Origin of the sequence: Bacillus sp. VT 712 (genome assembly GCF_001614195.1) — a bacterium.
Lineage (GTDB): Bacteria > Bacillota > Bacilli > Bacillales > Bacillaceae_H > Priestia > Priestia flexa.
In genome coordinates, this window is record NZ_LWBK01000063.1 from 1 (window position 1) to 7,802 (window position 7,802).

Annotated in this window: 8 protein-coding genes; all 8 read right to left on the bottom strand. The window is 37.7% G+C overall.

The genetic code is table 11. The features are described 5' to 3' along the window. Positions 1-233: 233 nt before the first annotated feature. The 8 genes from A2U94_RS19140 to gpG all read right to left on the bottom strand — a co-directional run bounded on the left by A2U94_RS19140 (position 234) and on the right by gpG (position 7,564). On the bottom strand, positions 234-443 hold the full coding sequence (locus A2U94_RS19140) for a lysozyme family protein (RefSeq protein ID WP_025909572.1): 210 nt from the start codon (positions 441-443) through the stop codon (positions 234-236). An 86-nt stretch (positions 444-529) separates the two neighbouring features. Continuing rightward, positions 530-2,299, bottom strand: a complete 1,770-nt coding sequence (gene ltrA / locus A2U94_RS19145) for a group II intron reverse transcriptase/maturase (protein WP_025909571.1) — start codon at positions 2,297-2,299, stop codon at positions 530-532. 775 nt (positions 2,300-3,074) lie between these two features. After that, positions 3,075-3,551 (bottom strand): lysozyme family protein, encoded by a 477-nt coding sequence (locus A2U94_RS19150; protein ID WP_082823085.1) that lies wholly within the window; start codon positions 3,549-3,551, stop codon positions 3,075-3,077. 3 nt (positions 3,552-3,554) lie between these two features. Beyond that, the gene (locus tag A2U94_RS19155; RefSeq protein ID WP_025909569.1) at positions 3,555-5,489 is read right to left on the bottom strand and encodes a VirB4 family type IV secretion system protein; all 1,935 of its coding nucleotides are present in this window, start codon (positions 5,487-5,489) and stop codon (positions 3,555-3,557) included. A gap of 17 nt (positions 5,490-5,506) precedes the next feature. Further along, complete coding sequence (locus A2U94_RS19160; protein WP_152545181.1) at positions 5,507-6,079, bottom strand: TraC-like domain-containing protein; 573 nt, start codon at positions 6,077-6,079, stop codon at positions 5,507-5,509. Between the two features lie 76 nt (positions 6,080-6,155). Further along, positions 6,156-6,863: an IS6 family transposase gene (locus tag A2U94_RS19165; protein ID WP_062954763.1), complete on the bottom strand. Its 708-nt coding sequence runs from the start codon at positions 6,861-6,863 to the stop codon at positions 6,156-6,158. Positions 6,864-7,142: 279 nt separating this feature from the next. Further along, complete coding sequence (gene gpGT, locus A2U94_RS19170; protein WP_035321268.1) at positions 7,143-7,400, bottom strand: phage tail assembly chaperone GT; 258 nt, start codon at positions 7,398-7,400, stop codon at positions 7,143-7,145. Further along, positions 7,397-7,564, bottom strand: coding sequence for a phage tail assembly chaperone G (gene gpG / locus A2U94_RS22390; protein ID WP_502686070.1), 168 nt, complete (start codon positions 7,562-7,564; stop codon positions 7,397-7,399). The genes gpGT and gpG overlap by 4 nt, the downstream gene beginning before the upstream one ends. Positions 7,565-7,802 lie beyond the last annotated feature (238 nt).

The following is a 7,802-nucleotide window of genomic DNA, read 5'->3' on the forward strand; positions in this document are numbered from 1 at the left end:
TTCCGAAATGAGTTACGGTAGCCTTCCTTGTGCTATCGTTAAAGCAGTTTAGCTTTCATCCTTATCCATACTTCACACCTTGCCGTTCAGTCTTGACTTGATGCTTAGTCAACTCGCGGCTTTCTTGACATGCTATTGTCCCCTTTCAGTTTCCATCCAAGGTTAGTCAAGTGATGCTAGGTCATCTAGGGAAGACCTAATGGCTTGCAATCACCATATTCTCTTATCACCCATTACGGGCGCACGGCGTCGCCATAACAGGCGGAATAAGGAACCATTTCAGGACGCACACAGTGATAATTTCCTGTATGCTTTACCTTTTGATATTGCAATTGTGAAAAAGAGATTGCTAGCTCTGGTGTATATTTGCCTCCATTTTTCATGACATAATTGATAAATCCACCGCCAAATAGTGATAGGTAAGAATTTGATGTTATCGCCATCTTTTCCCCCACTTCACACCGTACACGAGACTTTCACCTCATACGGCGTTCCATCTAATTTCAATGTATCCAAACATTCAATGAGATTAATTATGAGCTAATTTATATAATTTATTGCAGAGTCTAACCTTGCTTTCTGATAGCTGATATTCTTCAAAGAGATGTTCTAGTTTTTCCTTTGTTTTATGGTGTATGGCGATGTGAAATTCTTTGAGAATGATGATGAGATTGTCAAATGCGTCAGTTCCTTGTGAATGTAAAGGAATTTTATGATGACATTCCCAATCAAATAGTCCTAATTCCCGGCCACTTATTGCACACTTTCCATATTGCGCAACGAACTTAGAAATTCGATTATCGTTGTATTCTACTGAACGATAATTTTCGTAATGCCTTTGGACATGTCTTAGAACTTCCTTATTTACTGCCTTCAAATTATCATGAAGTTTTTCTCGCCCCGTAGGGGTGTATGAGCATATCTCTTGAGAAAAGTTAATTGCATATCTATGACGCCAAGCATAGATAGGAATGATAACCATGTCATGAGCCTTATACCATTTAGGATTATATCGCCAGTACCTCTTCTTGAGTCCATCTGTCATATCAGATTTTTTAGCTCTTTTCCAATCTCTTCTTAGCCTGTTATATAGCGTTTTGGTTAAGTGTTGACTTATGTGATCCAAGTCTATATTTATGTGTGTTGCGACCTCATAGTAATTGTGAATTCCCATAACGACTGTATTGTAGTGCCATACAGACTCGATTGATTGTTTCTTACTTATAGTCTTAATAGCTTTTTTGAGTTTAGTATGAGCTTGCATACGCGCTTTGGGACTCATTCGACTATGAGCAACAAAACCTTTTCTTTTGGATTTAACTTTAATTGTGAAGCCTAAAAATTCACTACTCCTTTTTCTTAGGTTAACAATTTGGGATTTTTCGGGACTTATATCCAACTTCAATCTTTTTTCAAGAAAATCTTTGGTTGCATGGTATATCTTTAATGCGCTAGGATAATCTCGGCAGAGAATCTTCGCATCATCAGCATAGCGTATGAGATAACACCTCTTGAGAGTTGAATTGGAGTTTCTCAGTGCACTTAACCTACTACGCTGAGTAGTGTAGTTTCTTCTCGTAAAAGTGAAGGTTTCCCATTGATTGCTAACCCACCAATCCAATTCATTCAACACAATGTTTGCAAGTAACGGACTTAATATGCCTCCTTGCGGAGTGCCCTTTTGGGGTTTTCCTTCTCCAACAATTTCAGTTTTTATGAGGGCTGATATAATAGAAATTAATTTCTTATCCCTTATTCCTAATGTCCATATTTGCTTGAGTAGCTTTCCGTGGTTTACATTGTCAAAGAAGCCTTTAATATCTAAATCCACACAATAGTGATAACCATCTCCACGGTTATTAACTAAACTATTAACCCGAGCAAATGCGTGATGAGCATTACGGTTCGGCCTAAATCCATAGCTCCTTGGGTGAAATTTCGCCTCACAAATCGGTTCAAGAACCTGCAATATGCACTGTTGGAAAAGTCTGTCCCAAATAGTTGGGATTCCTAGAGGACGTTTATTTCCGTTAGCTTTTGGAATGTATACTCTTCTTACTGCTTTTGGTTGATACCAATTGAACATTTGTTGAATAGTAGTAGTGACTTCTTGTATAGTTAACTCCTTGATATCCTTAATGGTTTTACCATCAACACCAGGGGTATTACTCCCCATATTTCTCTTTATATTGCGATAGGCTAATTGAATGTTTTCTTCTTTCTTCATAAGCTCTACGAGCTTGTAGAAGTTGTTTCCATTTCGACTTCGTGAATAAAGTTGGTCAAAAACATGTTGCATATTATAATATTCTGCATGTCGAAGCTTATTTGTTTTCTTAATAAGTTGGTACCTCCTTTGAGGAACACCTTTTTTAGTCTCACTAGAACCTTATTATTACTAACAAACAAACTATTAAATGGATGGATACACCTTCTTTTTAGACTAATGGCCCTCCCTCCACGTGGATTAGACGCTTCATAGGTACTATGCCATCACTATCACTGTCATAAATAGAAGTTATATGAAGCACTATTCTCATGCCCACTTTCCTTCTAAACACTTCTTAGAGGATAATCCCTCCATGTTGACAGCTTTCAACGTTCCATTACTTCTATCTGTACATATACTTTTAGGATTCTCCTTTAAGCCTGTTAGCTTTATATTGCCTGTAACAATATACGGATTTTCATAACAATTAATCTTACTCATCCGCACTAACACCGCGCACGCGGCCTGCACATTTCTGCACAGTAAACGTTCTAGACCCGTACATTCGGAGATTCGTCAGATTCAGCTAACCGATAGTTTTTAGAATCCATTCTATCCTTGAGTATTTTATAGACTCCCGGCCTATAGGTAACACTATCCACCTCTGGATAGCTTTCGTGACAACTTTCGTCTTACGGTTACTCTCAGCCGACTTTACCGAGCTTCATACACTTACAACGATTATCCATTGTTCTGTGCATGTCGGAGTATCAGAGGAAACCCTTCAAGGCGTTACCCTATCATTTGATTTCTCGAAGTAATAGTTCTCTTCGACTGGAAGAAGCCGAAGGCTTAACCTTTTCAGTTAAGAACGTTGCGCACAATTGTACGACTGAAGGCAAAGTTTCAAATCATAATGAGCCTTTTCTAGGACACTTTTAAAATGTAAAACTCCTTTATCGACCGATAATTCAGGGCTAGAAATACACCCAACTGATCCACAATAATACTCACTACTTTGCATTGGATCGTTGCCTCTTCCTCCACTTTCTTGCATCATCAATGCCATCATAATGGGCACATACGAAGCATCTAACCCATGTTTTTGTGCGTACTTTTCAAGCAAGGGTTGATACTTCATGACCTCTGGTGACACATTAGCCGTTCCTACACCAATGCCTCCGCCTTCAATCTCTGTTACCTCACTTTGTTGACCATCTTTTTCAAATTCACCTGTAATGGCTACAATTGTACTCATGATTAAGAGGCCCGATAATCCTAACAGGATCAACGTGCCTCCAATCAAATATTTCTTTGGAATGAGCTGTAAAACGATATGCAAGGCTTATGCACCTCCACCGTACAGCACTTTTTCTTCCTCATCGATTTCAATATGAAAGAGAATGTTTTTTACGGACTTAATACAAAGAAGGACATCTCCTATTGGCAACTTCGGAATCTCAGCCAATTCACTATCAGTAATCCCTGTTTTAAAGACTCGTTGAATGGTATCTAAGTTGTTATCATCTTGCTGCATGATAAATTTATATTGCGTTAAATCAAAGAGTTTTTTAATTTTCTCAATCGCTGTTTGTTCGGAGCCATCTGGAACAAAGTCACTGATTAAATGACTCGCATAAATCAATCCAGCAAAGTATTTTCGTGCTTCTCGACTAAACTCAGTTAAGAAATCTAAGGTATGTTCATTTCCTTTTTTCGTATTAATTAAATGATGAGCCTCATCAATAACAATGAGATAACGAACAGCATCTTCAAAGGTCAATGTCCCTTTCGTAAAGGCTGCCAGTTGTGCTTCTCCATTCTGCAGCATCCCATCCCACAATAAACTCATGACGTTGAAAAGCTGTGCTTGTGCAATTTCATCTTTTAATTTGGATAAATGACGGATGGAGAAGAATACAACTTGTTCATCGTTAAAATCTTCAATGGTTGAAATGACATCAAACAAATGAGCGTACGTTTCAACCAAGTTTTCAATGTTAAGCTCAATGAGTTCAAGACGACGTTTCCGATACTCTCCTAAGTTCGGATGATGCTCTCTTGTTTTCTCATTTGCATATAGCTCTTTCCGAATGAGCTGTAGGAACTCACTAAACGTTGGATAGGCTTCTGGTGAAAGTCCTGTAATATGATTGCTTGCGCCTTTTTCATCATTCCATAACTTCTTTTGGATATAGAGTTTGCGAAGTAACTTTTCATACTCTTTTAACTCATCATCTTTTGCTTCTGGTGCAATATAGCGATAGAAAACGGTTAGTTTGGATAAATGCTGCGTAAAGCTATTAATCTCATGTACATGTGTTTTAAATACCTGTAAGGGATTAATTTGCCCTTCTGATCCATCTAGCGCAATCTGTTTACCTCCTAATTCTCTGACGAGACTTTCAAACTCTCCTACAATATCAAATCCTCGAATCTTATAGCCTTTAATGGCATTATCCGTGGTGACTTTCTTTAAAAACGTGGATTTACCTGCGCCCATTAAGCCCATCAACACTGCATTATAACTTTTACGTTGTTGGTCTTTGTGAAACAAATCAAAGATGACGCTACCACCTGTACGAGTTGTCCCTTGATACGTACCGTATGGATCATCTAAGTGGGTAAAATGAAAAGGAAACCCTCCGGCTAATGCTAATGCGGGGATTTCCTTTCCTTTTCGCTTATTGGGATACTTCTTTTGTATGTCAAAGTGCGTCACTAACGATTCCCACTCGTACTCTTGTTCATTTAAGAAAATGGATCCTCTGAAGTTATGCGTTTCAAGGTGATGAATGACTTCTTTTAATCGCTTTTCTAAGTCAGGAATCGTTTTTTCTGCAATATAAATGCGAAGGTGTATGCGTTTGATCACTTCTCCATTTGTGACTTGACGGTATAACTCTTTCATATCTAAATACTGTTCTTGTGCATCCATGCGATCAATGTTTTCTTTGGCATTCACATGCCGTGCGTTTTGTTCTGACATATTTTTATTGATCGCTTCTACGACTTGTTTTCGCTCATCACTTACCACATCTAAGGTAGTAATGGCATTTGGCATGTTCATAATCGGTTCCAACCAAAAATCATTTATGTTCGTTGGGTACTCATAAATATGAATACACGTCGAATACCCATCGCCATTTCGAACAAGGTTTTCTTTAAATCTCACGCCTCCTTGTGGTTGAATCTGTGCAACAAAATAGGGATTGTATCCTTTTTTCTGCTTGATCTCTTGAGGTGTTTTCTCTTTTTTACGAAAAGGTAAAGTTATCATGGTTTTATCATCCTTTCTTATTGTTTATTACCAAGCTTGGCGTTTTGATTATAGAGTTTGTAAAGAAGGTTAATTTGTTTTTCATCCGAAACAGGTAACAGAGGGACAGCCAGTTGAATATCTCGCATAAATTGATCTTTTCGTTCTTTTACAGCGAGTACAGTCGGTCCATATAGAAAAAGAAAGTATTCTCGATTGGTTCGCCCCCATTCTAAATATTGAAGTTCTTTTAATTTCTTTCGTAAGAACCGAAGGGATAACGCATTGTTTGCTTCTCGAATTTTCTTTTCAAGATACTGTTGTTGCTTTTTTGTTGAAACAGGCAAGTTTAACGAGATAATTTTAAACGGATCTTTGTCGCCCTGGTACGTTTTGGCCAGCGTATAAATATTGCGTCCTGCCTCTTGGTCATGCATGGCATTGATATCTGTACTTTGAAGCTGCCAGATCCCAAAAAAGCCACCATCATCTTTTAGTTGAAATAACCCACTATTTGTTTGATCGATGATAGGAATAATGTCAGCTACACTTTTCTTTACCTCCGGTAGTTTCTCTTTCTTTTTTTCCTTTTCAGCCTTTGGAGTTTGCAACAAAGAAAAAGGGGTTCTGGTGCAAATACTGAAGAAAGATGTAAAGAGGTGAAAAGCTCCCTAGTAGAATCTAGTCTTAAGTAGCAATTTCAAATAGTTCATGGATGAACTCCACTTGATTTTGGGCAGACTTGTCTCGTGAAATAAGTTGCCCTTTTTTTATCATATGCATCGCTTCTATTCCACAAATAATAGATGTAGCTGTACGAAAAGATTTTAACCCTAACATAGAGCGCACTCGTTTTTTAATAAATCGATGATCCTGTTCTACGATGTTATTCAGATATTTTACCTGCCGTATTTGAATGCCTACCGGCATCTTTTTCTCTTTCTTCAACTCTTCAATCGCCATAGGATAGGCTGGGTTCTTGTCTACTGTGATCACACGGGGCTTGGAAACATGAAAAGACCGCAAAGCTTTCTTGAAAAAGCGCTTTGCAGCCTTATGATCTCTTGTTTTGTTTAAATAAAAATCAATCGTATTTCCTTCTGAATCAACGGCACGATAGAGGTACATCCATTGACCTTTGACTTTCACATACGTCTCATCGACTCGCCAAGAATCATTGGTTGACTTAAGATGACGTCGTACTCGCTCATCTAATTCAGGACCATACTGGTGAACCCAGCGCATGATCGTTGTATGAGCAATCGATAGTCCGCGTTCTTCCATCATTTCGACTACATCACGAAAACTGAGATTGTACCGTAGGTACCATCTTACGGTTAATAAAATAATATCAGGTTGATACTGTTTCCATTTGAATAGATTTTTCTTTTCCATACTGATCACGTCCTTCTTTTAGAATACTAGTATCAGTTTGTCCAAGTTTGGGAGATTACCTGCAGATATTTTGAAGTTTTTGCACCAGAACCCTATTCTAGGAGGATTAATTGTTGTATATTTGTCAAGAATCTTAGAAATGAAAATGGGATACATTATAGCCTTAAGTGGTTTGTCTATGGGACTATTCACATTTATGTTTTCAACAACTTCCAGTGGAATACTTGCGCTTATTTTTTGTTTATTAATGGGCCCTTTATATCAAATCAGAGACACATGTCAGGTAACGGTCTTACAAGATATTATTAAACAGTCTGAACTTGCTAAAGTCACAGCTGCTCGAAACATCCAACCACCAAACGCGGCAATTAAGGATTTTTCTTTTTTAGGTTTATTTCGTTCATGTAAAATTTCCAATACAAAGTGATAAGGCATATCTAAAATCTCATTAATATCTTTTCCCTCATCAATTAAAGATAAAATGAGCTTATCTAGGTATTCCTTTTGTTTTTCCGGGGTGAAGTCTTCATCATTCAATTCTTCTTCTCCGATAAAAACTTTTTTGTCTCATCAGTTTGATAACCTTGGGCAACAAAGAGGATTTGATTTTGTAATGTCTCTACTGCTTCTGGTGCATGTAACCCATCGATTAATTCCTCTCTTGTAAATTTATCTTTATAAATATCATGTACCTGAATTATTCATACCCAAATACAAAATCCCACAGGAAAGGCGATTTATCGGCTTTCCTGTGGGATTCTCTTTTTCACTAAAAAAATGAAAAAAGAATCCATTTCTGTTAAGGTTAAATCGACTAAGAACTAACCAAAAGAAAGGATTCTTCTCATGATTAGATTACCGCAAACAACACTTCATTTCAATCACCAACTCAAATTAACTCACGATGGAGGCGAACTTTCTTCCGATACTGGCCAATTC

Excerpts from the sequence above, each read along its gene's own strand:
- A2U94_RS19165 (WP_062954763.1), bottom strand. The coding sequence starts at position 6,863 with ATGGAAAAGAAAAATCTATTCAAATGGAAACAGTATCAACCTGATATT.
- A2U94_RS19155 (WP_025909569.1), bottom strand. The coding sequence starts at position 5,489 with ATGATAACTTTACCTTTTCGTAAAAAAGAGAAAACACCTCAAGAGATC.
- ltrA (WP_025909571.1), bottom strand. The coding sequence starts at position 2,299 with ATGCAACATGTTTTTGACCAACTTTATTCACGAAGTCGAAATGGAAAC.
- A2U94_RS19140 (WP_025909572.1), bottom strand. The coding sequence starts at position 443 with ATGGCGATAACATCAAATTCTTACCTATCACTATTTGGCGGTGGATTT.